The sequence below is a fragment of the Roseovarius arcticus genome, assembly GCF_006125015.1.
GTDB lineage: Bacteria > Pseudomonadota > Alphaproteobacteria > Rhodobacterales > Rhodobacteraceae > Roseovarius > Roseovarius arcticus.
Genome location: NZ_SZZN01000001.1, coordinates 319,740 through 340,790, shown reverse-complemented (window position 1 = coordinate 340,790; position 21,051 = coordinate 319,740). Strand labels below are relative to the sequence as shown.

General features: G+C 55.3%; 20 protein-coding genes and 1 pseudogene. 1 reads left to right on the top strand and 20 read right to left on the bottom strand.

The genetic code is table 11. The features are described 5' to 3' along the window. Nucleotides 1–21: 21 nt before the first annotated feature. From MK6180000_RS01630 to MK6180000_RS20545, 10 genes and pseudogenes are all read right to left on the bottom strand, one after another. Entirely contained in the window at nucleotides 22–837 is an 816-nt protein-coding gene (locus tag MK6180000_RS01630; RefSeq protein ID WP_138933145.1) for a mechanosensitive ion channel family protein, read from the bottom strand. Nucleotides 838–839: 2 nt separating this feature from the next. After that, nucleotides 840–2,000 (bottom strand): hypothetical protein, encoded by a 1,161-nt coding sequence (locus tag MK6180000_RS01625; RefSeq protein WP_138933144.1) that lies wholly within the window; start codon nucleotides 1,998–2,000, stop codon nucleotides 840–842. 359 nt (nucleotides 2,001–2,359) lie between these two features. Further along, nucleotides 2,360–2,860: a YidB family protein gene (locus MK6180000_RS01620; RefSeq protein WP_138933143.1), complete on the bottom strand. Its 501-nt coding sequence runs from the start codon at nucleotides 2,858–2,860 to the stop codon at nucleotides 2,360–2,362. Between the two features lie 56 nt (nucleotides 2,861–2,916). Further along, nucleotides 2,917–3,174, bottom strand: coding sequence for a GlsB/YeaQ/YmgE family stress response membrane protein (locus MK6180000_RS01615; protein WP_138933142.1), 258 nt, complete (start codon nucleotides 3,172–3,174; stop codon nucleotides 2,917–2,919). A gap of 91 nt (nucleotides 3,175–3,265) precedes the next feature. After that, complete coding sequence (locus tag MK6180000_RS01610; RefSeq protein WP_138933141.1) at nucleotides 3,266–3,562, bottom strand: PRC-barrel domain-containing protein; 297 nt, start codon at nucleotides 3,560–3,562, stop codon at nucleotides 3,266–3,268. A 255-nt stretch (nucleotides 3,563–3,817) separates the two neighbouring features. Beyond that, nucleotides 3,818–4,762: a YihY/virulence factor BrkB family protein gene (locus MK6180000_RS01605; protein ID WP_138933140.1), complete on the bottom strand. Its 945-nt coding sequence runs from the start codon at nucleotides 4,760–4,762 to the stop codon at nucleotides 3,818–3,820. A gap of 66 nt (nucleotides 4,763–4,828) precedes the next feature. After that, the gene (locus MK6180000_RS01600; protein ID WP_138933139.1) at nucleotides 4,829–6,052 is read right to left on the bottom strand and encodes a DUF3618 domain-containing protein; all 1,224 of its coding nucleotides are present in this window, start codon (nucleotides 6,050–6,052) and stop codon (nucleotides 4,829–4,831) included. Continuing rightward, the gene (locus MK6180000_RS01595; RefSeq protein WP_138933138.1) at nucleotides 6,042–6,440 is read right to left on the bottom strand and encodes a phage holin family protein; all 399 of its coding nucleotides are present in this window, start codon (nucleotides 6,438–6,440) and stop codon (nucleotides 6,042–6,044) included. The genes MK6180000_RS01600 and MK6180000_RS01595 overlap by 11 nt, the downstream gene beginning before the upstream one ends. After that, nucleotides 6,437–6,976, bottom strand: a complete 540-nt coding sequence (locus MK6180000_RS01590; RefSeq protein ID WP_138933137.1) for a hypothetical protein — start codon at nucleotides 6,974–6,976, stop codon at nucleotides 6,437–6,439. Before MK6180000_RS01590 ends, MK6180000_RS01595 begins: the two co-directional genes overlap by 4 nt. 311 nt (nucleotides 6,977–7,287) lie before the next feature. Then, nucleotides 7,288–7,563, bottom strand: a pseudogene (locus MK6180000_RS20545) (IS6 family transposase); the annotation flags it as partial. Between the two features lie 278 nt (nucleotides 7,564–7,841). Between MK6180000_RS20545 and MK6180000_RS01580 the strand changes: the two are divergent. After that, nucleotides 7,842–8,618 carry a DeoR/GlpR family DNA-binding transcription regulator gene (locus tag MK6180000_RS01580; RefSeq protein WP_138933136.1) on the top strand — a complete coding sequence of 259 codons (777 nt, stop codon included), beginning with the start codon at nucleotides 7,842–7,844 and terminating at the stop codon, nucleotides 8,616–8,618. A 275-nt stretch (nucleotides 8,619–8,893) separates the two neighbouring features. Here MK6180000_RS01580 and MK6180000_RS01575 read toward each other — a convergent pair whose 3' ends face one another. From MK6180000_RS01575 to MK6180000_RS01530, 10 genes are all read right to left on the bottom strand, one after another. After that, complete coding sequence (locus tag MK6180000_RS01575; protein ID WP_138933135.1) at nucleotides 8,894–9,937, bottom strand: sugar phosphate isomerase/epimerase family protein; 1,044 nt, start codon at nucleotides 9,935–9,937, stop codon at nucleotides 8,894–8,896. Next, nucleotides 9,934–10,755, bottom strand: a complete 822-nt coding sequence (locus MK6180000_RS01570; protein ID WP_138933134.1) for an ABC transporter permease — start codon at nucleotides 10,753–10,755, stop codon at nucleotides 9,934–9,936. The genes MK6180000_RS01575 and MK6180000_RS01570 overlap by 4 nt, the downstream gene beginning before the upstream one ends. Next, nucleotides 10,752–11,801, bottom strand: coding sequence for an ABC transporter permease (locus tag MK6180000_RS01565; RefSeq protein ID WP_138933133.1), 1,050 nt, complete (start codon nucleotides 11,799–11,801; stop codon nucleotides 10,752–10,754). The genes MK6180000_RS01570 and MK6180000_RS01565 overlap by 4 nt, the downstream gene beginning before the upstream one ends. Further along, nucleotides 11,794–12,882, bottom strand: coding sequence for an ABC transporter ATP-binding protein (locus MK6180000_RS01560; RefSeq protein WP_138933132.1), 1,089 nt, complete (start codon nucleotides 12,880–12,882; stop codon nucleotides 11,794–11,796). Before MK6180000_RS01560 ends, MK6180000_RS01565 begins: the two co-directional genes overlap by 8 nt. Nucleotides 12,883–12,947: 65 nt before the next feature. Continuing rightward, a complete protein-coding gene (locus MK6180000_RS01555; protein ID WP_138933131.1) occupies nucleotides 12,948–14,099 on the bottom strand; it encodes an extracellular solute-binding protein in 1,152 nt (383 codons plus the stop codon). 198 nt (nucleotides 14,100–14,297) lie between these two features. Continuing rightward, nucleotides 14,298–15,308: an agmatinase gene (locus tag MK6180000_RS01550; protein ID WP_138933130.1), complete on the bottom strand. Its 1,011-nt coding sequence runs from the start codon at nucleotides 15,306–15,308 to the stop codon at nucleotides 14,298–14,300. Nucleotides 15,309–15,597: 289 nt separating this feature from the next. Then, nucleotides 15,598–16,947 (bottom strand): dimethylsulfonioproprionate lyase DddP, encoded by a 1,350-nt coding sequence (gene dddP, locus MK6180000_RS01545; RefSeq protein ID WP_138933129.1) that lies wholly within the window; start codon nucleotides 16,945–16,947, stop codon nucleotides 15,598–15,600. 124 nt (nucleotides 16,948–17,071) lie between these two features. Further along, nucleotides 17,072–18,673, bottom strand: a complete 1,602-nt coding sequence (locus tag MK6180000_RS01540; protein WP_138933128.1) for an ABC transporter substrate-binding protein — start codon at nucleotides 18,671–18,673, stop codon at nucleotides 17,072–17,074. Between the two features lie 207 nt (nucleotides 18,674–18,880). Continuing rightward, the gene (locus tag MK6180000_RS01535; protein WP_138933127.1) at nucleotides 18,881–20,182 is read right to left on the bottom strand and encodes an aminotransferase; all 1,302 of its coding nucleotides are present in this window, start codon (nucleotides 20,180–20,182) and stop codon (nucleotides 18,881–18,883) included. Between the two features lie 5 nt (nucleotides 20,183–20,187). Further along, entirely contained in the window at nucleotides 20,188–21,048 is an 861-nt protein-coding gene (locus MK6180000_RS01530; protein ID WP_138933126.1) for a carbon-nitrogen hydrolase, read from the bottom strand. Between the last annotated feature and the right edge of the window lie 3 nt (nucleotides 21,049–21,051).

The window sequence follows — 21,051 nt, the reverse complement described above, 5'->3', positions numbered from 1 at the left end:
TACTTTCGTTGATTGAAGGTGTTAAATTGCAGGGGCGACCACTGCAGCGACTTCTCTGCCGCCTGCCTCGGCGATAGCGTTTTTGCCACGCTCGGTTACATCGCTGATGAACAAAAACTGATCACGCAAATCAAAGGGATAAGCCTTGACCTGATAATGCGTGCTGTAGGGGGTCTGGGCTATCATCACCGCTACCGGCTTTGCCCAGTTCAAATATGCGCTGGTTAGTGCCACATCCTGCAACGCTGACCGCATTCGCGTCGCATCGTGTTCCGGATTGAGGTAGAAATGACAGACGCACATCAATGTGCGGGTGCCATCGTTGGCATTGGATATGTTTGACGACCAGATGTGCGAATGAGGAACCGTGATCAGGTTGTCATCCGCAGTGACGATACGCAGGCTGCGCAGGCCGACATGCTGCACTTCGCCGTAGTCACCCTCAATCTCGACCCAGTCGCCGGGCCTATACGGGCGCTCAAATATAGCAACCACGCCCGCGACCAGACTGCTGACGTAATCCTTGAATGCAAAACCGATCGCGACGCTGGCGGCACCTGCAATCACCAGAAAGTTTTGAAACGTCACGTTGAAGATGATCGGTATGATCCACATAATAGCAAAGATCATCAAAAGCAGCCGCGCGATCGGCACTGAGCCGAGCAGCCAGAGACGCAATTGTTGAGGGCCACGTTCAGCAAAAAATGGCGCGAGCTTGCGCACGGTGACGATGGCAAGCCATGTGAGCGCGACTACCACGACAATTTCTACAAAGCTGATATTTTGAAAGTCATTGAGCAGTTTTACCGCCTGCTCGGTGCCTTTGTTGTTTTCCATGCTCAGAGCCTATCCATCGAGAAACCCGCATCCAGCAACTCGCGCCGAATGGCCGGGTATGCGGCTGCCACACAGGTCAGAAGCTCGGCTTCGAGCTTGACGAAGCCGCCGTGAATCAAAGCCTGCACGACGTTGCTCCGTCCAACGAAGGGCACTGTGAGGCGCAGGCTTTCTGCTGAAAGCCTTCCGTGGACCAGTAAAGACTGAAGGACTAACAACGCCTCCTGACGATGTTCGGCCGGTAGCGAGAAATCATCCAGAGCAGCAATCCATAGAGTTTCATCATCGTCGTCAGCAACCTTATCGTCCACATCCTCACGGTTGGTCCGCAGACTGCGCCGCCATAAATTCCATGCCACCCACGGTATCCCGAGGCTATGCGCCGCAAGCTTCTGAAAGAAGTCCGACTTCGGCGCGCCGTTCTCATCAAGTGCAAACACGTCCATACCGCTGTCCGGCTTCCTGAACTTCGATATGCCTGACGCCGGATCGGCTGAAAGTTTTGAGAACCAATCAAACAAGCGCTGACTGTCAAAGGCCTGAAATGTGCAGCCATTCGGTAGCTGCATCTGCGCGTTGATCGCGACCGTTAGATAGGCCCACGCCCAGCTATTGCACCCAACAACGAAACGTCGGTCGCTGGCTGACAGCGCCTCCATCAACGCGCGAACAGTGCCCAGACCGTTCCGATGCCTGATGAACCAGTCTTCAAGTCGGGGAATGACCAGCACCCCATTGCCGTCGACATCTGGTAGCTGCGGCTCACTCAGGGGCCGTAAATCTTTGCGGGCGGGTGGTATCAGACATTCCAGATCATGGCGGCCAGCCCATGCCTCGATGATTTTGTTTTCGTCGCAAGGTGGCAGGACGATCAACTGAATGCGATCTGCGAGTCCCGATGACGAAAGCCAAGCGCTCAACGTTGCGCCAAGCTCATCCAGAAGCGGGCCGCAGGCCGGAGGCGCGGCGATGGCATCCAGCCTATTTACGGTCGCATCCTTTAACATATCATCGGCGACGACTGGCTTGTCAGACTTGCCGGACCACAAAATCTCGCTTTTTAAGCGCTCAAAGATTAGCCGCACACGGTCGTCCGCCGGAAGGCTAGGCCACGCGTACTGGCCAAGCGGAAGAAATGGCGCGAAATGATCTTTGGTCGGCATGAAGCACATCCAGAATAGCGAACATTAGAATGTAGAGCACATCTTAACGCTGTCTATTTTTTTGTATCGTGCAGCTCCTGGATGGCATCTGCCCAGGATCAGATTAACCGTTAGATGGTATTCGGAAAGATCCGTGGTTCACGATGCGGTCATCGGAAAAGGTTTCCGCCCGATGATGCAGTGTGCCGTCCATTTCAGGACGACAAGAGATGTTGATTAGACCGACATTCCATCGGTGATTTTCATAGAATAAGAGGGGCAATCCCACCCGATGTCGGCCGATGATGCGCAGTTTCTCGGCGCGCTGCGCATCATCGACCATTTCGCCAGAACACCTGCATACAGGGACCCAAAGCGCCCTAAGCGCTTTGCGGTGGTAAATGTCCCTCTGGCGTGTATTTGTCTACCGCCTGCGGAAGCTCTCGCGACAAGCGTGTGAGCAGTTCTTCGCGCGTGAGCCCGGTATGCTCGGACAGGTCATCAAGGGTTTCGTCACCCAATGCTTGTTCAAGCTCAGAGGTCGAAACGTCGCGGTTTGCTCCTGAGCCGACCCAGGAATCCACGCTCTGCGACTGGCCGTTTTGGCGAAAGCGATCAGTCAGCTCAGATAATCCACCGCCAAGAAGCTGGTCGATACCAAGTGATTTCAGAAGGTTGCCAAGGCCCCCCTGAAGAGCTGGAGCGCTCGCCAGACTTTGGCCAGATGAGCTTCCACGCATTTCCTCAACGTCACCACCGGCGTTTCCGCCGGAGCCGCCTTTATTTGACAAAAATTCCGAGATTTTGTCCCGGTTTTGAAAACCTGCAACTGCCAACACTCCGAGCAGCGCGGTCATAGAGGGAAAACCACCTCGTGCCATAATGAGTATCCTTTCTCGCAAGGGGGGTACACGTACCCGATTATTTGTAGCTAATTTTAAGAATTGCGACGACCAACAACAGCGCCCCAAATCAACAGAACAATAACGGCGCCTACAATCGCACCAACAAATCCTGCACCATCGCCAGCGCTATACCATCCGACGGCCTGCCCGATCCATGTCGCAACAAACGCGCCGATAATGCCCAAAATAGTGGTAAGTATAAAACCAGATGGCTCGTTGTCACCGGGAGTGACGAACTTTGCAATCACCCCGGCGACAAAGCCAATTATTATTGTCCAGATAAAACCCATGATACCCATCCCTTATTTTCTTTTGAAGCTAGGGGCCGAATTTTAAAGACGGCCCCTCTTTAGCATTTTGCAGAGATTACTTTGCACTGAATTAGTGCTTGTGCTCCGGCAAGTCTTTCAACTGATCTTTTGTCATCGCGGTTTTCGCATGAACTTTGCCATGTTCGTCGCGCATGAAGTCCAAGCTAGACGCCGGTAGCGCAACAGGCTTGGCGCCAAGACCAAGAAACCCGCCGACATCCACAACGGCTTTTGCCGTAGCGCCGGTGCCATGAAGGTGGGAAACATCGCCGATATGACCATCGTCTGGTCCGTAAACATTTGCACCTTCGACAGTCGCTGTCGTCATTTCATCTTGTCGGAGGGGTGTGTGCTTTGAGTGGTCCATTATATGCCTCACTTAGATAAACGTTTCTGATGCAGATCTAACTTTTTTCAGCCACTCCAGTTCCGCTTCGGTGAGGGATATTAGCCTGATAAGCGGAATACGGCGCATCTAAGGAATTGATTCAAACAGAGCGGGTCAGCAGGGTTTGCGTCTAGAATTCACATGGCTCTACACACGAATCCAAAGAAGTTTTTCCGTAGAAATGGAAAGTCAATTCATTGGATTAAAAGTGAAAAATAGAAGCCTCAATCGCGATCAGCTCTTTCGCCTGCCCAACTTGTCGGCCTTCTCAGCCCCGCGCTGGCCCATCGGCTCGTCGGCACCTACAGTCGTGTCGTATCTGGTCTGCGCTTCCATCTCGGCATTCAGCTCTGCCCCCAAAACGACGATATACGCCGAAATCCATAGCCACATGAGCAGTACGATCACCCCAGCGAGCGAGCCGAAGCTCTCATTATAGGAGCCGAAATTCGTAACGTAGAGCGCAAAGCCGACCGAGGCGATTAGCCAGATTACGGTGGCTACGACCGAGCCGGGAGAGGCCCATTTCCATTCGGCACGATCGCGATCAGGGCCAAACCGGTAGAGGCAAGAAAGCGCAATCGCGATAAGAACAAGCATGAACAGCCAGCTCGCGCCCGTCACAACAACCTCGATCACCGACCCAAGTTGAACAAACGCCAGCACAGCCGACACTGCCATCATTAATCCCATCGCCAGCAGAGCGCCAATGATTAAGCCTATGGTCAGGCCAAATGTCACAACCTTCAGCCATATAAATCCGCGTTCCTCATCTTCGTCGTAAGCGACGTTCAGTCCCTCAATCAAACTACCGACGCCTTTCGATGCTGAGTAAAGCGCCAGCACAATACCAAGCACCGCAGCCAGGCCCAACCCGCCTTGGCGCGACCCGGCAACACCTTTGGCCTGCGACAGGATGATCGTGGACACCTCCTCGGGCATGATGGCGGTCAGCGTCTGCAACTCATCGACGATCTGCGACGGATCGACCAGTAGGCCGCCTATCGCCAACAACGCCGTCAATGCAGGGAAAATTGCCAAAAGCGCGTAGAACGCGACGCCGGCAGCGATAAGGCCAACGTGATCATCTGCCATCTCAGCCTTGACCCGCAGAGCGATGTCCTTCCAGCCCTTGGCCGGGATAGTCGTCGGTTTTTCTGCATGGCGGCCACGGCTCATCAGGGCACTCCTTATCTAGGTCTGTAATATAGCGGGCGGCCCGGATAACGGGCCGCCCGCATGGGTTTAGCTTTCTGCCTTCGGATCTCCGAGGTGCTGCTCGTTCGCTTTGTCCTTGGCAGCATCGGCAACGCGTGTGGCCGCTGATTTTGTCTTGTCGACGGCGGCGTCGACTGCGCTTTTGTCTCCGGGCGCCGCGCCGTCGATATCGGACTTGAACTCCGACGCAACGTTCTTGGCCTCGTCCACGCCTGCCTTGACGACCTTTTGAGCCTTCTCGACCTCGTCGGAATAGATGCGCTCGGCTTCGTCATAAAGATCGTCGCTGTAGCCCCCCATATACTCATCTTCGACCCGCGTACGGGGCAAAGCACCCGCGACAGCCGCGCCTACGGCAAAAGCAACCGCGCCTACGACAAGCGGATGCTCTTCGTAGAAATCGGCGACCTGATCGCTGCCTCGGCTGAGGCGACGTGCCGCTTCATCACGTGCATCGATGGCGCGCGCACGGGCCGCGGCAATACGCTCGCGTGCTTCCTCGGACAGATGCTCTGTCCCCTCAGATAGGCGCGTTTGAAGCGATTGCGCGCGCTGCGATGCGCTGCTCCAGACATTGCCTGCAGTGTCACGAACGCTCTCAGCGGCATGACCTACCGTATCGCGCACGCTGCTGGCCGTATCGTAGGCCGTATCCCGCGCCGACGCTGCACCAGAGGAAACCGACTGCGCGGCGGAAGATGACCCGGACGAAATCGCATCCTTTGCGCCGCTAGCTGCATCCTTGATTGATGCGCCTGCGCCCGAAACCCGGTCGCCTAGCGACGTGCCCGAACTGGTGTCGCGGTACGAGCCACCCAATTCGTCATCGTCCCAATTGCGCGCCCAGCTGGGCTGACGTCCGGTATTCCGCGCGGCTGCCGCTTTGGGGCCGGAATAGGCCGCACCGCGCCGTGCCGCATAGTCCGGCACGTCGTGGCCCAAGCGATCAGCGTGATTGCCACGCGGCGCGGAGTAGCGATCGTCGTAGCGATCCACCTTGCGGTCGCTGCCAAAGATCATCCAGGCCAATCCGACGCCGGTCAGGGCAAGTGCGACGGGATTATCGCGCGCAGATTTCGCAACCGAGCGGCCGAAGTCGCCGCCATGCTCGCGAAACTGATCACCGAATTGCTGCACGAAACCGTCAAACGAAAAGCGGTTCTGCAGATCTTCGATAGAGTCCTTGAGGCCTGCGCGTTCGCGTTCAATCTCGCGCTCGATCTCGTCGGGGGATTTGTTATCACTTGTCATCGTAGGCATCCTTTACTGCGTTGGCATCACGCTTGACGTTTTTAGCGGTGCGAGAGGGTGCAAGGCTGGACAGTTTGAGGTCGTTGATCCCCTTGCCAACCATCACAAATGCGATGATGGCAAAGACCGCACCGACGATCAGTGCGCTCCAACCGGCATCAATACCCGCGTTGGTCAGGGCAGCGACGAGGGCGGCGGACAGCACGTTAAGCGCTGTTAGGGCGACGATAACTGCACCAATGATCAGCCCGATGGCGACGGCCGCTTTGTTGAGGTTCTCGGAAACCTCGGCGCGTGCCAAATCGACTTCTTTGCGCACCAAACTGCTGACATGGTTCAGGGCGTCGCCCAGCATGTCGGTCGTAGATTTCCTTGTCGGATCGTTCATGACGCACCTCCTGCCCTGTTAGAAGACACGGAGGCAGAGTCGGTCGGCATGCCGGATGAGTAGCGACCTGCATAGACCTGCGATGAGCTTTGCGGCTCGGCTCTGCCTTCGTCGCTTTCGCGGCGTGCTGATGAAGTGGCAAAGCGCGTCGCAGCGAAGCCAGCCAGCGCGATACCGCCAAGAAAGAGCATGGGATTACGCTTGGCGAACGAGGTTAGCTCGCTGGCCATTTCGCCCAGATCTTTGCCACGGATCGACTCCGATACGTCTGCCAGACCGCCAGCGATTTGGCCAAATGTCCGCTCCTGCGGGGAGCCGTCGCGCATACTGTCCGCCGCCTTGCGCAGCGCCGATGCAACGTCTGATACTTCGTCTGCAACGCCGGTTTTAGCACTGTCAGCCCGGCGCACAGCCTCTTCGCGGACGGCGCCTGCGGCGTCTTGCGCCGTCTCGCGCGCGGCATTTCCCAGGTCCTCAGTTACGGATTTGGCCTTGGCCTTGATGTCGCTGGAAGTAGGTGAGGTCGAATTGGTCATGGTACTCTCCTATGGATTAAAACGCGAGATTGAGAATGGCGAGGACCACCACTATCAATCCGATGAGATAGAAAATTCCGTACATGTTTCCCCCGATCCAAGATGGTGTTCACATTCGTGTTAAGTGAGTACTCAAGGTAAATTGGGCGCTGTTGGTTCCTTGAAAAAATGATTCAAGGATCACGCAATTTTGCCATCGCCCGCCAGTTATCTGTTGGCGCCTATGTTGCGGGTACGCTCGCGCGGTTGGCCATAACGTCGGCGGTGCCAAGTTATTTTTACCTGATTGCGAAGTGGCATAGTCGCTGAGATCACGGAGCCATCTGGGCGGCATAGTCGGCCCGCAGACCGAATGAATCGGACCTGGCATGGCGGCAAGATGTGGCGGTGAGGCGATAGCGGCGGGGACGGAAGACTACGTTGATCCGAGCGTGGGCAGCGGAAACCGCTGTGCTTGTCTGGAGGATTTGTTGCGCCCCATGGTTTTCTCTCGTAGGGGTGTCGGCCTGTGACTGCCTTCGATCCGGTTGTTGAGACCCCTTTTTGGCGCCTTGACCGGCATCTGGTGCTTGATGCGAGATCGGCTTGGTAGACTGTGCAGCTTGTCGGTGCTTTAGGCGCAGCTTTGTTGGTCCAGCCCTCATGACGATCGTCTATCCCGGCGGAAGGCAGTGTTCACCTTTGCAATGCCGTAAGAAATAGTTCTGTACTACCGAAATGGAACGTTAGAATTTCACGCGACATACAGCTTTCACCAAATATTATGTTGATGTGACCGAAGGTTACGACGCTGGCCCTGCCCACTTGATTGAATGCCTAATTCTGTGGCTTATTGTGGATTGTTATTGACGATAGGAAACCACGAATGAACCACGTGCCCACCCACTCTCACCGAGAGATTGAACTCTTGGATATGGTACGGCGTCTGGGGGGATCGGCTCGCAGCGCTGAGTTGGCCAAATCTCTGGACGTGTCCGAAGAAACCGTGCGTCGAACGATCAAAGCGTTATCAAAAGCAGGAGCATTAGAACGGGTACGTGGAGGGGCTTGCCTCGCGACCTCACAGAACGCGCCGAGCTTCTTTCGGAGGATATCGGAATATCAGGAAGAGAAACGAGCAATTGCGTCAGCGGTGGCTGGACGGGTTTCAGATCGGATGACTTTGTTTCTGGATGTAGGGTCGACGACTGCCTTTGTTGCTGAAGAATTGCGGAAACATCTTGAGTTGACCGTCGTTACGAACTCAATCGGAGTGGCGCAGGCGCTGGCTGGCCACAACGGTAATCGGGTACATCTTTTAGGTGGCGAGATGATGGGTGAAGAGCGTGGAACGTTTGGTTTTGTGACCGAAAATCAGGCACGGCGTTTCGCGTTTGATATGGCCATTCTCGGCGCCAATGCTCTGTCGTCCAGACAGGGATTTCTTTTTCTCAGCGCGTCCGATGCCAGTCTGGCCAACGTCGTCGCCGCTTGCGCCGACCGTGTGCTGTTCGCGTTAAATAGCCAAAAATTCAACCAAACGGCCCCCCATTGTGGCCCCGATCCACGTGCAGTGGACGAGTTGGTGACTGACGCTCTGCCAGACAGTAAAATTACCTCAAAATTGCACGGATGGGGTATCGAGGTCACGCTTGCAAAATGAATTAGATCCTTCGGGACTTCTGGGGCTCCTCAGTGATTACGATGAGCCAAGAACACTCTCTTATCAAATATAGCTATTTGGGCCAATAGGCGCTGACGTCAGACACAGAGAGGTAAGGCCGGACGCTGACATGCCACTCGCGCCGCCTGCAGAACGATATTAGACTGAACTGCGCATCCTGAATTTTCGCACAATCCGCAGTCACCGTCGCCCTTCACTTGCCATATCAAAGATAGAACGGAAAATGTGCTTAATAAATAGGTGGCAATCTTTCGCTATGAGTTCGCTTTGGCGACCGTCTTGTTTGCTGCATTTTCAAACTTCTCGAGAAGGCCGCGTACATATACGACCTGCGTCAAGGCCTCATCACGTTCCCGCTTCAATCGTTCGTCCAATCCCGCTTCAGCGACCGGCGTCAGGCTGGATGTGCGGAATTTAATCAGGGGATCTTCTTCCTCAGTCGGGAAACGCATGGCGGGCGCAAAATAGTCCGCTTCTTCTTCCAAGGCGAAAGCATTCACTTGTGGCGCGTCTTCTCCTAGCAACAGCAGGCCCAGCAACAACTCTGCAAAAGGCAGATGTCCGGTTCCGCTCTTGCAGCCAAGTTGCGCCCAGCCGCCCCGGTCGGATCTGACCCAGCAATCCTTAATATGCACCTGCGTGATATAGGCGCTTTGCGCTGCCAACGCCTCTAGGGGGCGCTCGTAGGCATTGACCATATTGCCAAAGTCAAACAGCAAGGAAAGGTTCGGATTGCCAACACTTTCAATAATATGCACGAGTTCGGAGGAGGTTAGATCTTCGTGCTGTTCGAGCGTGAAAAGCAAGGCCCCTTTGGGGTCGAATTCAGCGAGTTGTTTCAAATCAGAAATCGTTCTGGTGATGATTTCCGATACTCTGGCCTCATAACGCGGATAGCAACGCACGGACGTGGCGCCTGTCGCTTTTGCGATGGCAATAGCGTCGCCCAGTCCGTCACCGGTGGTTACACTTGTTTCAATATGAACATCGAGGCCCAGGGAACGCGCCCGTTCGCCAAACTTGCCCCATGTCTGCCGGTCGGCCTGAAGGCTGTTATGCTCACCGTCTTCGACATGAATTTTCACGCCAGTCAAATTTTGCTCGGACGCAAAGTCCAATAGATCAATTGGTTTCATGCCTCCGAAGCGAAAATTCAGGTGGAATGAAAAGGCGTGAGCGTACAATGGTGCATGGCGCGCCCGCACTGCCAGTTGCGCCGCCCGCTCCACTGATAGGTTTGATATCTGGGCATGCCACGTGCCCGCGTCAGATTCTAAAAACCCAGTAGGAGCGATCATTGTGCTTCTTCCTTGCGGCGTTCCCGTTCACGCAGCACCCCATAGATCGACGCGAAGACGATGGTCAAAGCGATGAATAGGATCCCTATCACATTGATCGTAGGACTAAGACCAAAACGCATTCGCGACCCGATCTCCGTGACAAGGGTGTGTTGCCCGCCGATTGAAAAGATCGTGGTATTGTAGTTTTCAAACGATTGAAGGAATGCAATCACCGACGCGGTCACAATTGTAGGCTTTAGGAATGGGACCGTGATCCGCCAGAATGCCTGCGTATGAGTGGCACCCAGATCCAGTGCTGCTTCCTCCAGACTAATATCCTGGCGCTGTAGGCGGGCCATGAACATCAGCATCGCGTAAGAGGAAACGAAAGTGGATTGCGCGAGAATTGCTGTGAATAATCCACCACCAACACCGAGATTGCGCCAGAAAATAACTGTCGAGATTCCAAGAATAATCCCGGGGGTCAAAAGCGGTGAAACCATTATCGCATACAATACCCCTGTAAAGCGAGACTGGAGGCGCGTGAGCAAAAGAGCCCCGGCAAGTCCCTGCGGCATTGCGATCAAGATAACGCAAACTGCGATGATCAGCGAATTTGCAAGACCAGACCACATACGTCCATCCTGCGCTAGCTCAAAGAACCACTTCAAAGTGAAGCCGCGCCACACAGTTACAGAAGGTTGAGAATAGTCGTTGAAGCCCGCCACAACCATAATGATGAGGGGGAAGAACATGTAGAAGAAAAACACCCCCATGTAGACACGAAGCACCAGTTTGCTTTTCCCGCTGGTCTCGAGATTTGCTTGCCCGCTCATTTCGCAATATCCTGCAAGCGAACCTTCAAAATTTTCATAATAAGGAAGATGAACACGACACAGACGGCAAGCAGCGTCAGCGCATACGCTGCGCCAACATTCCAATTCGTAGATTCGAAGAATTTATTATAGATCAGCTGTGTGAACCAAGGACCTGCTGTGCCGCGCGTCATAATATAGGGCACGGCGTACGACCCCGCCGACAGCATGAATGTCATGATGCAGCCTACCGCGACACCGGGGCGGGCGTGCGGAAACACGACACGGCTATGGATGCTCCAAACCCCAGCACCAAGATCCTTTGCAGCCTCGATCTGGTTTGTGTCCAAAGTTTCAATCGTGTTATAAATTGGAAAGACCATGAACAGAATGTAGGCATAGACCATAGCCACAAACACGCCAGCGCCGCTTTCCAGAAATGGCACGGGTTCGAAGCCAAAGAAACCAAGCAGGGCGTTTGCTGGGCCATTGTAATTCAGGATCATTTGCCAAGCAAAAATGCGTAGCAGTTCATTGATCGTATAAGGAATTGTCAGGGCCAACATGATCATCGCGGCGCGCTTGGGGGCGGCCAATTTGGCCACCGTGTAAGCGATGGGATAGCAAACCACAAAGGCGATAGCAGTTACTGCTAATGACGCCAGGACGGTTTTGACAAAAATTGCAAGATGCGCTGATCCCATAAGTCGATAGTTGTCGGTAGAGTAAACCTTCTTTGGCACGATTTCTGTTGCTTCAAGCTGATTGATCTCGGTATTTAACGCTTCGATTTTCGCCGCGTATTCAGAGAGATTTTCATCCTTTTCATCCGACGCAGGCTTCGCCTCTTCGTCCATGCTATCGAACGACAGAACGTCAATCTGATTATATAGGCGATCAATTCGTGCGGATACTTCGGCACCATTTGTACCTTGTTCCATCCGCCACAAAGATTGGTCAATCATGATGAGTTGAGGTCCGGCAATCAGAACGAAAATCCAAGTCCCCACCAAAAGCAGTATCATGGCGGTCATAAACCCACCGAAAGAGCGTATAAGATTACTCATCTGACAAGGCACCTTCGGCCATCACCATTGCATCATGGGGAGAAAAGCTGAGTGTCAAATTTTCCGAAATGTCGTAGGTTTTATCGTCAAGATTAGTCTGGTGGATGGAAAACTCGTCTTTGCCGCATTGCACATGCAAATTGGAAAATGGACCTTCCAGATCGCGGCTCAGGAATTTGACAGCAACCGCATTTTCCGCCTTCGTCCCGGCCTTGGAGATTACCATTCGCTCAGGGCGGATGAACAACATCGCCTTGTCATTGGCTTTCAAGCCATGGGCGTTCTGCGCGCGGAATCGTCCGTGCTCTCCCTCAAAGACGGCAAAAGCATCGGCGGTCTCGACGATTCTTCCGCGCATAATGTTATTTTCACCGACAAATGTTGCGACGAAGGGATTTTCCGGATGGCGGTACACGTGGTCCGAAGTCCCAACCTGTTCAACTCTTCCTTGGTTCATGACGGCCACCCGGTCTGACATGGTCAGCGCTTCGCCCTGATCATGAGTAATGTAGACGAATGTGATGCCTGTCGCCTTTTGAAGCTGTTTCAGTTCGGCTCGCATGTGTTGGCGCAGTTTCAGATCAAGCGCGGACAGAGGCTCGTCCAGCAAAAGAACCGCGGGTTCGACTGCCAGAGCCCGGGCAATTGCTACGCGCTGGCGCTGCCCGCCAGACAATTGCGCCGGAGTTTTATTTGCTTGCTCTGATAGCGCCACAGTACTCAGCAACTCAAGCGCGCGGTCCTTGCGCTTTGCCTTGCTCCAACCTCTCATTTCAAGCCCGAAGGCAACATTTTCCCAAACTGTCATGAGCGGAAACAGAGCAAGATTTTGGAAAATAAGTGAGGTAGGCCGCTTGCTTGGGCTGATCCCGTTCATTGGCTCACCGCCAATTTCCAAGTTGCCGGTCGTAGGTTGCAGAAAGCCTGATAGCATCCTTAGAAGTGTAGTTTTTCCGCAGCCGGACGGACCCAAGATTGAGAAGAACTCGCCGGGTTCGATTACCAGATCAAGCGGATGAACGGCAGTAAAATCACCGAACATCACGGAAGCATTGCTTAGCGTTATGTCCTTGCCGAGCATATCAGAGCCTTTACCGTTGGGTGTTAGCGCGGGCAGAAATCGCCCGCGCTATTTTTGGTTTAGGCTTAAGCGTTCGTGAGTTTTTCAACATATTCCTGCCGAACGCTCGAGAACCAAGGGGTGAAGACTGGCCACCACCACAGGTTGTCGATCGCGCCTTCTGGATACGCAAAATCAAATGCCTCACGACTGGCATCCGTCAAATGTTTGTCGGCGCCCACGGCGGCTGAATTGTAGCCCGTGTTGTTCGCGAACATGCCACCGATTTCCGGCGACAAGAGGAAATTGATCAACTCATAGGCCTGATCGACGTTCACGGCGCCTGATGGCACTGCAACCGTGTCCATCCAGCCCAACGCTCCCTCTTTGGGCGCTGCATACCGCCATTTGGGATCAACTTCGGTATGCAACTTGATCCCGGTGGTATCCCAAGTCTGCCCGATGGAGCAGCCAGAGTCGGTGAAAGCACCGGTCGCTTCGGTTGCGTTGTTCCAATATGCCCCGATATTGGACTTGTGCTTTGCTGCAAAGGCAACGCAACCGTCAAAGATGCGACGTGTGTCAGCTTCAGACTCGTAAAGGTCCATGGCGCGGTTTGACGGCAACTCACCAATCGCATCAAGGTAAATCGCTAGGCTGACCAGCACCGATTTCTGGCGTGCAGCGACCTTGCCTTCCAGACCGTCGGCCCAGAGGTCACCGTAGGACACTTCGCCCGGTGCGAATTTATGAACGGAACTGTCATAGGTGATGCCTTCCGTACCCCAGGTAAAGGGCACCAGGTAACGCTTGCCCCGCAGTGCTGCGCCTAAGCTCAGTGAATTGCGCCACAATGCTGTTTGAATCTGATCGACATCCAGTCGGCTCTCGTCAATTTCCGAAAGCAGATTGCCATCATCATAGTTTGGACGGGTATCAACCGATGGAAAAATGAGGTCAAATCCCTTGCCGTCGGCGGCGCGAAGTTTGCTCTGGGCCTCTTCGTTTGACCCATACGTCGACACATTCACCTTGATGCCAGTCGCGTTGGTAAATGCCTCAACGATATTGGGCTGCATGTAGTCGCCCCAAGCAAACACGTTGACTTCCCCCGAAGACGCAAACGCAGCTTTGTTGAGGAAAGGCGTGGCCAATGCCGCAGCGCCGAGCGAGTTTAACAACTGACGGCGGTTTAGTCCGCTCCGAAGTTCAATTTTGTTTTTATTATCAAGTTTCATGATGGTCTCCTCTGTTTTTGGTTGGTTCTCGGGAAAGTCCGCTTTTCAAAGTGGGTAGATTAAACTTAACTGAGAAATCGGTTGGTTTGATTTCCAGCTGGTTCCTCCCAGCTACTACATTGCAGATTTAAGATTACGGGCTTCGCTCGGCCTCTACGCACGTCCGGTCTCCAAATACGTTCCTATGGTGTAGTGATGTCATGGTCCGCTTCGAGGATCTGCTTTAGCCATCCTACGCGCCTTGGCTTCTGCCATGACGCAAAGGATCTCGAACATCATTGTCGCGCCGATCAACGCCGTGTTTCCGCTGGGATCGAATGGCGGCGACACTTCGACGACATCTCCGCCAACGATATCGAGACCAGCGAGGCCGCGTATCATCTCTTGAGCTTGGAAAGTGGAATATCCTCCCACTTCCGGAGTTCCAGTTCCCGGCGCAAAGGAAGGATCGAGACCGTCCACATCAAAAGAAAGGTAAGTGGGGCCGGATCCTAGAATTCTGCGAATTTCCTTCAACACACCTTCAGTCCCGAGTTGAAAAAATTCCTCAATATAGATTGTGCGAATACCCTGCTGAACGCCAAAATCGTCACCATCGGGCTGATATCTGGTTCCCCGAATTCCGATTTGGATCGTCCGCTTTGGATCGATCAAACCTTCTTCGATTTCACGACGCACATGCGTGCCATGAGTATAGCGGTGCCCGCCAAAATAGCTATCATTGGTATCCGAATGGGCATCGAACTGGATCAGTCCGACAGGCCCATCTTTGGCAATAGCGCGCAAAATCGGAAGAGTGGCAAGATGATCGCCCCCTGCGCTCAACGGTGTAACGCCAGTACGGTGGAGTTTATCATAGAAACCCTCCACTCGCTCCAATGTGTCATCAATGTTGACAGGATTAATGGGGGCATCGCCGAAGTCAGCGACCCGGCAGAGTTCATATGGCGACGTCCGCGTGACATGGTGAAAGGGCCGGATGAGTGTTGACATAGTTCGGATGTCACGAGGCCCGTGACGCGCACCGGGGCGGTTTGTCGTGCCTCCGTCCCATGGCAAGCCAACCAATGCGATGTCGACATCTTCAGGATTGTGTAACGTCGGCAAGCGAAAAAAACTGACAGGCCCGGCAAAGCGCGGAGTGCTTGATGAATCAAGTGGCCAGTAATTTTCTTCTGATTCTGCAGGTGGCGGCACGGACGTCTTCATAGCAGCATAACCACTTCCATCTGTGAGATTTCAGGACTTGAGGCCCGCAACGCACGTCACTCATGGACCCACTGCCCGTCTTTCCATTTCCACGATAATGCACGTCTTTCCACAAAAACCAACAGAAAAGATAGCTAATCGCGCACTTTCTTGACAAAGCGGTCATTTATCACTGGATTTTGGGGTAAATTCTATTTTTACTTTTGTGGCTTAGCTTCTGTCAGCGCATGACGATGCTAAGAGCTCCTACGAAGCTGCCAGCCTGGAAGGTTATCGTAAATCGACGATTTCACACGCTAGAGGTCGATCCCATCAACCGGGCATCGAAGCCGTACTGCGTCAGGTTTTCGAACCCGTCCTCGGTGATAAGCACCTGATCTTCGAGCTTAATGGAAAAATCCCCCCCTTCGGGTGACACCAGCGCTTCGCAACAAAGAACCATGCCCGGCTCGATCGCGTAGTCGAACGCACCCGGCACGGCCCCGTCGGGATAGAGGACCAGCGGCCATTCATCACATAGCCCGACACCGTGCATCAATGAGCCGTATTTCTGCTTTTGATACCTGTCTGGCAGCACATGGCAGTTCGCGGTCAATTCCGGGATACTGATGCCAGGGCGCAGCATGGCCATGTTGGTCATAATGTGGTCGTGGGCAATCTGCATAGCCTCGACCATGTCGGGGCGCGGTGCCTCGTCGCCGATCCACCAGGTCCGCGAGAGGTCGGCGCAGATGCCGTAGGCTCCTATGAGGTCAGTGTCGAAGGCGACGATCTCATTCGGCTGCACGATGCGGGGTCCGCATTCCTGAAACCAAGGGTTGGTGCGGGGCCCCGAAGTCAGGAGCCGCGTCTCAATCCATTCGCCGCCGCGGCGAATGTTTTCGGCATGGAGCACGGCCCATATATCGTCTTCCGTGGTGATGCCGTCACCGGCATGCGCGCGCGCGAAGCTCTCCATTTCCCGCATCGCGGTTTCGCAGCCGTGGATGGCGCAGCGCATAGCGCATATCTCGTCCGGTCCCTTGACCGAACGAGATTTTTCGGTGACTTCCTCGCCGTCCATCACGACGATCCCTTGCGCCTCTAGCGCGCGCAGACCGTGTCGCATAATCTTGTCCACGGCGAGCCGATTACCCTCCCCGTGTTCGGCAAGAAGGTCGCGCACCTCGCCCGCGAATTTCTCGGCAGCCAAATCGATGCTGTCGCCCCGTTCGAAATAAAAGAGACTCGCACCAGAGCGCACCTCGCGCACCAGCGGATTGAACGCGCTGAGAAAGGGCATGTTCTTGAAGTCCCAGATCACCATGTAGCCGTCAGCGCAGAGCAGCACGGCGCGGAAGGGATTATGGGCGTTCCAAAGTTGCATGTTGGTGCTGTCAGTGGCGTAGCGAATGTTAAGCGGGTCGAACATCAGCAGGCCACCATAGCCGCGGTCCGTGACGTGGCGCGTCAGACGTTCCCAGCGGTAGCGGCGCATCGCGGGCAGGTCCGGCAAGACAAGGCCCGCTTGCTCCCATTCGGCGAAGGCGAGCTGCGTCGGCCCGATTTCGACCCGGTCGTTGTCGTTGGGGCTGCCGTCGGGAAGCGACTGACCCTTGCTGGGGTTGATCTTGCGCCTGTCACGGAAATGCTCGTTCATGGTGGTCTCACTGCGATGTAGCTTGAGAGTGCGCCAAGCAAGCGGGGCGAAGCATCCGCTGTCGACGGAACCAGACGTCCCTTGCGGTGCCGAAAGTCACAGGCACCGCAAGGAGGGCCAACTTTTATTCGAACCACCAACGCTCGGCCGAGCGCGCGCCATCCAACTGCCAGTTCCCTGATATTTTGTCGGAATGCGCGACATTCTTGCCGCGGGCCGAAAGCCGGTTGTAGAAGAACGGCACAACCGTGCCGCCATCATCCCGGCACAGCCGCATCATCTCGGCATACATCTCGGTTCGTTTCGCGTCGTCCAGCTCGGCTTTCGTCTTTTCGAGCAGGCTGTTGAACTGTGCGTTGTCCCAGTGGCTTTCGTTCCAGGCGGCGCCGCCCTTGTAGCCGAGTGAGAACATGATCTGCGGCGTCGGCCGCGCGCCCCAAGAAGCGGTACAAAACGGGTTCTTCAGCCAGACATCAGACCAGTAATTGTCGGCAGGTTTGCGATCAACTTTCATGTTGATGCCGGCCTTTTTGGCAGACGCTTGAAAAAGTGTGGCCATGTCTACCGCCCCTGGAAAGGCAGCATCACTTGCCGCCAACGTGACCGACAGATCCTCCATCCCAGCTTTCTTTAGGTGAAATTTGGACTTATCAAGATCGAAGGTGTTTTGCTCCAACTCCGAGTAATATGGCATAGTGGGGCCGATGGGGTGATCATTGCCGACGACCGCCGCGCCGCCCATGACCTTGTCGATAGCTTCTTGACGGTCGATTGCGTGTTTGAGCGCTAGCCGCACGTCGACGTTGTCGAAGGGCGCGGTGTCCACGTGCATTGGAATTGTCACATGTGCGGCGCTCGGCACGTTATCAATCGTCACCCTGTCGTTGCGCTCAATGAACTGAAGCGTGTTGGCGGCGACCTGACTATCTGAATCGACCTCGCCGGTCAGCAAGGCGTTGGTGCGCGCGTTGCTGTCGTTGATGATAAGAAAGGTAACCTCATCGAAATGCGCCCGGCCGTCCTTGAAGTAATTAGGATTGCGGGTCATTTCGATCCGCACGCCCGGCTCGAACGAGTCGAGCATGTATCCGCCGGTGCCTACACCCGAAATATCGACATTGCCCTCGCCGTCCGCCGGCAAGATGACAAAGTGATAATCGGTCAGGACATAGGGCAGGTCGGCATTCCCTTCGGAAAGCTCGAAACGTACGCTATGCTCGTCCTCTGCCGTGATCGACGTAACCCCCTCCAAAAGCGGCTTTGCCGCAGATTCAGAATCGTCGCGTAGGTGATACATAATCGATGCGACAACATCGCTCGCCGTCAGCGGTTTGCCGTTGTGAAACTCCACACCGCTCCGAATTTTGAACAGCCAGCTTTTCGCGTCCCCCGAGGCTTCCCAGCTTTCGGCGAGTTCGGGAATGATCGAATCGTCGGTGTCTATTTCAACTAGGAAGTTGAAGATCGTATGGTTCAACTGGATCATGCAGACGCCGTTCGTCGTACGCGGATCAAGGGAGTCGTTGGTGTTCCCTTCGTGGATCCCGACGCGGTAATGGCCGCCCTTTTTTGGCGTCGCCGCCTGTGCCTGTCCGGCAGTCAACAGGCCCGTGGCACTCACAGCCAATCCGGTGCCGGCCAAGCCCGCAAGCACCCCGCGCCGTGACGGGCCGGACAGGGACCGGCCATTGCCATTCAAGATTTCTGATTTGAAGTGTTTAGACATTTGTCTCTCCTCTGTTGGAAAACGCGTCATCAAGTTATGATCGTGCCTTTTCAGCATCTTGTTGAGACGCAGCTGCATTAAGTTAACGCCAGTCCGTCCTAATACCGAACTCGCAGTCAAAGACGATTTTGACTCACCGTACGGTTTTCTTCGGCTCCTTTTTGTCTGGTATCAGCACTTCGGTCAGCCGACCTTCGCAGCCAACTGTCAGGCGGTGGTCATAACAGGCATGACCTCCTCAATGCTTTTGGACAGCGTGCGCATAACCTCATCGAGGTCGTCCCGAGACGCGGTGTAAGGTGGCGCAATCGCGATAACCGGACCGATCAGGCGAAAGAATACGCCGTTTCTTTCGGCGGCCTCGACAACGGCCTCGGCATCTTCGTTCGTATTCATCTCCACCGCCGCCAAAAGGCCGGCTCGCCGCGCTTCCAAAACACCGGGCTGTGCGCCGATAATCTCGAGCGCCTGCGCCAGATGATCACCGAGCGCATTGACGTGGTTCGGCAGGTCCATCTCTTCGTAGATGTCGAGGGTTTCCAGCGCCACCGCAGCGCCCACGGGATGTCCGCCATAGGTCACACCATGCCCGAACGTGCCCATTCCGTGCGCGGCGTCGGCGATCACATCCCTAACCTGCGCGGTCATGGCGACAGCGGACATCGGGAAGTAGGCGGCGGTCATTTGCTTGGCCATCGTCATCAGGTCCGGTTTGATTCCCCATGTCTCGCAGCCAAACCAGTTCCCGGTCCGGCCGAAGCCGGTGATGATTTCGTCCGCGATCAGCAGGATGTCATGCTTGGCCAGCACCTCTTGCACCTCCGCCCAATAGCCCTCTGGCGGAAGGATGACGCCCCCCGAGCCCATTGCCGGCTCTCCGATAAAGGCGCCGATCGTGTCCGGCCCCTCGCGGCGGATGGTCTGATCGAGTTCGCGGGCCATGCGTCTGGAGAAATCCAGTTCGGTTTCGCCGGGTTCGGCATCGCGCAGGTAATGCGGGCGACCGACACGTACGACCATATCCAGCGGCACGTCAAAGCCGTCGTGGCAATAGCTCATCCCGGTCAGCGCTGCCGCCATCTGCCCCGAGCCGTGATAGCCGCCTTCGCGGGCGATGATCCGTTTCTTGCCATGCTTGCCGCGCGCGTTTTGATAGTAGCGCACCATCTTCACAGCACTCTCGACGGCCTCGGACCCAGACGTGGCAAAGAACACATGCGACAGGTCGCCGGGCAGACGCGCAACCAAGCGCTTCGCCAGCCTGTCGGTCACCTCGCAGGTGCGCCCCATGAACCCGTGATAAAAGGCCAGTTTCTGCATCTGCGCCTCGGCGGCCCGGATCAGCCGGGGATGATTGAACCCCAGCGACGCGCACCAGAGTCCCGAAACCGCATCGACGAAGGTATTTCCTTCGGTATCCGTCACGCGGACGTTGTCGCCCTTGGCAATGCTGCGCGGTGCGTGCGTCTCGGCTGCCCGAGGGTCTGTGAAAGGGTAAAGTTGCGCCATCGCAGTCACTCCCCCATCGGTGTGGTGCCGTCGAGCGTGAGCAGCGGCTTGTAGAGATCGGGCCTGCGGTCCCGGAAAAGGCCCCAATGCGCACGCATTTCGGCCAACTCGTCTAGGTCGAAGTCCTGCGCGACAAAGGTCTCGGACGTCTCGTCAGCGCGTTGCAGAACTTCTCCGCGCGGACCAGCGATGAAAGCCTGTCCGAAATACGTGACCTCGCCGAGAGTGCCCTTTTCGGTGCCGACCCGGTTCGAGCAGACCAGAGGCATGATGTTGGCCGCCGCATGGCCGCGCATCACCGTCTCCCAATGGTCGTGGCAGTCGGACCCGATAGCCGAGGGGAAGCACAGGATCTCGGCGCCCTTAAGGGCCATGATCCGTGCCGTCTCGGGAAACCACTGGTCCCAGCAGACACCCGCGCCGATTGTGCCATAGGCGGTTTTGAAAGCCTGGAACCCGGTATCGCCCGGGTTAGAATAGACCTTTTCATAGCAACCGGGCAGCCCGAGCGGGATATGCGACTTGCGGTAATGCCCCTTCACCGTGCCATCCGCGTCGATAATAACGTTAGTATTGTAATAGGCGTTATTCGCCTTCTCGAAAATGTTGATCGGCAGGACGACCGACAAATCCGCCGCCAGCTTGCGCATCGTGGTCACAGTCGGCCCGTCCAGCGGCTCGGCCAGCTTAAAGGGCTCTGGCCCCATTTCCATGAACTGGAACTCGTGCATGGAAAAGACTTCCTGGAGCAGGACAATTTGCGCGCCCGCGCCCGCCGCTCTGCGCACAAGCTGCATGGCCTTGTCCATGTTCTCTTCATAAATTTTGGAACAAGCCATCTGCGTGGCCGCGACCGTTACCTTCATGTC